We start from the raw sequence: 2,764 nt of genomic DNA, 5'->3' as shown, positions 1-2,764 counted from the left end.
GGGTTTTATTGACTTGAGTATATCTTTGTGATAACATAGATAATGGGTTAGATTATACTACTTATGGAAAGAGGTAAGCTATAATGATTGGGTCGTTAATGAAGAAAGTATTTGGAACAAAAAATGACAGAGAAATAAAAAGAATAATGAAAATAGTGGATGAAATCAACAAGCTGGAACCACAGTTTGAGGGTTTTTCCGACGAAGACTTAAAAGGTAAAACTGTAGAGTTCAGAGAAAGACTATCAAAGGGTGAAACTCTTGATGATATTCTTGTAGAAGCTTTTGCAGTAGTGAGAGAAACCTCTAAAAGGGTTCTCGGAATGAGACATTATGATGTACAGCTTGTAGGTGGAGTTGTCCTTTACGAAGGGAAAATAACTGAGATGAAAACAGGTGAGGGTAAGACCCTTGTGGCAACTTGTCCTGTATACCTCAATGCACTGGTGGACAATGTGCATCTGGTAACGGTAAATGATTACCTGGCAAAGAGAGATAGAGAACTCATGGGAAGGATCTATGAATTTTTGGGTCTGTCTTCAGGTGTTATATTAAATAGTATGCCTGTCCAAGAGAGAAAGGCAGCTTATGAGTGTGATATCGTTTACGGTACAAATTCAGAGTTTGGATTTGATTATTTGAGAGATAACATGGTAAGCAAACTAGAAGATAAAGTACAGAGAAAACTTAATTTCTGTATAGTGGATGAGGTGGATTCCATACTGATAGATGAGGCTAGGACTCCTCTAATAATATCCGGACCAGCTGAAGATACTGCAAAATGGTACAAAATATTTTATCAGGTCTCTCAGATGCTGGTAAGAAGCTATGAAACAGAGACAATAAAAGATCCGAAGAAAAAGAAAGAAATGAATATTCCAGATGAAAAATGGGGAGATTATGAAGTGGATGAAAAATCACATAACATAACTCTTACAGAAAAGGGAATAAAGAGAATAGAAGAAATAATGAAGATAGACAACCTCTACTCTCCTGAAAATGTAGAGCTTACACATTATATGAATCAGGCTCTCAGAAGTAAGGAACTTTTTAAAAGGGACAGAGACTACCTTGTGAGAGAGGGAGAGGTAATAATAATAGATGAGTTTACAGGAAGAGCAATGGATGGAAGAAGATATTCAGACGGACTTCACCAGGCTCTAGAGGCAAAAGAGGGAGTAACTATTGCAGGAGAAAATCAAACCCTGGCAAGTATAACTCTTCAAAATTATTTCAGAATGTACAATAAACTTTCTGGAATGACAGGTACTGCAGAAACTGAAGCATCGGAATTTATGCATACATACGGATTGGAAGTAGTAGTTATACCTACTAATAAACCTGTCATCAGAAAAGATAATCCGGATCTTGTGTATAAAACTCATGCAGAAAAAATAAATGCTATTTTTGATAAAATAGAGGAACTTCATAAAAAAGGGCAGCCTGTACTTGTAGGAACCATCTCAATATCTAGCTCTGAGATGTTAGCCAGCCACCTTGAAAAAAGAAGGATACCTCACAATGTTCTGAATGCAAAATTTCATGCAAAGGAAGCTGAGATAGTAGCCCAGGCAGGAAGATACGGAGCCGTAACAATAGCCACTAACATGGCAGGTAGAGGTACTGATATCATGCTAGGTGGTAATCCGGAATTTATGGCCCTTGAGGATGTACCTTCAAGAGACGATGAAAGATATGAAGAACTGATGAAAAAGTATAAGGTACAGTGTGAGAATGAAAAACAAAAGGTCCTCGAAGCAGGGGGATTATTTATACTAGGAACTGAAAGACATGAGTCTAGAAGAATAGACAACCAGCTGAGAGGTAGATCTGGAAGACAGGGAGATCCTGGAGCTTCTGAATTTTACCTGTCTTTAGAAGATGACCTTATGAGACTCTTTGGTTCTGACAGAGTAAAATCCATGATGGAAAAATTAGGACTCCCAGAGGGAGAACCTATAACTCACAACATGATAAGTAAAGCCATAGCCAATGCACAGAAAAAAGTGGAATCCAGAAACTTTGGTATCAGAAAATCTCTTCTTGAGTTTGATGATGTAATGAACAAACAGAGAGAAGCCATATATACAAGTAGAAATGATGCACTGGCCAAGGATGACCTGCAGTCTACTATCACAGGGATGCTAAAGAGTACTATCTACGATCTCGCAATGGAGAAACTAGTGGGAGAGTATAAGGAAGACTGGGATATAAACGGATTTGTAGAGAGAATAAATGATCTTTACGAATACAAGATCGAGGATCTAGAAGAGTATAAGTCTCTCACTGTAGAAGCTTACAGCGAAAAGATATATAACGAAGTTATGGAAAAATATAAGGAAAGAGAAACTATTTTTGGAAGCGACATGATGAGAAAGCTTGAAAAATATATGCTTTTTGAAGTAGTAGACTCAAGATGGAGAGAGAATCTCAAGACACTGGATTCACTTCGAGAGGGTATATACCTTAGATCTTACGGTCAGAAAGACCCTATAGTAGAGTATAAGCTCCTTTCGGGAGAATTATATCATCAGATGCTGAAAACTATCAAAGAGGAAACCACTTCGTTCCTGTTTAAAATAAGAATAAGAGATGAAGATGAGGAGCTGGAAATCAAAAGAAAAGAAGCTCCTAAAAATGTAAAGTACAGTGCAGGGGATACCCCGGCAGAAGATACAGAAACTCAGAGACATTCCAGCAAAGTGGGTAGAAATGACCTTTGTCCCTGTGGAAGCGGAAAAAAATATAAAAAATGTTGTGGAAG

The 2,764-nt window shown here is 37.6% G+C and carries 1 protein-coding gene; it reads left to right on the top strand.

Features of this window, described 5'->3' with window-relative positions:
- Positions 1 to 83: 83 nt before the first annotated feature.
- The coding region (secA, locus tag ABZA26_RS11905; RefSeq protein ID WP_372714735.1) for a preprotein translocase subunit SecA at positions 84 to 2,764 on the top strand (2,681 nt) is incomplete at its 3' end.

Origin of the sequence: Ilyobacter sp. (assembly GCF_041583315.1) — a bacterium.
In the GTDB taxonomy this organism is placed as follows: Bacteria; Fusobacteriota; Fusobacteriia; order Fusobacteriales; family Fusobacteriaceae; genus Ilyobacter.
The sequence above is the reverse complement of the archived record's forward strand: the minus strand, read 5'-3'. Positions and strand labels throughout refer to the sequence as shown.